The sequence below is a fragment of the Stenotrophomonas sp. SrG genome (assembly GCF_050031795.1).
In the GTDB taxonomy this organism is placed as follows: Bacteria; Pseudomonadota; Gammaproteobacteria; order Xanthomonadales; family Xanthomonadaceae; genus Stenotrophomonas; species Stenotrophomonas rhizophila_A.
In genome coordinates this window covers 1-233 of sequence record NZ_JBNBBE010001526.1, presented here as the reverse complement: position 1 = coordinate 233, position 233 = coordinate 1, and the positions used below count along the sequence as shown (strand labels likewise).

General features: G+C 74.2%; 1 protein-coding gene. It reads left to right on the top strand.

Going from position 1 to position 233, the window contains the following annotated elements; translation table 11 throughout:
* Positions 1-233: hypothetical protein (locus ACQG3P_RS24495; RefSeq protein WP_426806500.1), on the top strand; the 233-nt coding region annotated here is incomplete at both ends.

The following is a 233-nucleotide window of genomic DNA, read 5'->3' as shown; positions in this document are numbered from 1 at the left end:
CCGTGCTTGATCGCCTGACGCCCACCCGCGGGGTACGCAACCGCTACCCGCGCCGCCTGGCGCAGCTGGCACGGCGCCTCTCCACCCTGCTGTTCGGCGCCCAGGCCCCTCGCGCCGATGCCGGATCCGCGCTGCCGAGCGGCGCACCGGCGATGCCGCTCTGGCAGCCGGAAGAGATGACCCGGTTGGCCGCGACGGAGCCGGAACTGCTGCCTCCGGGTACCGCCTTCAAC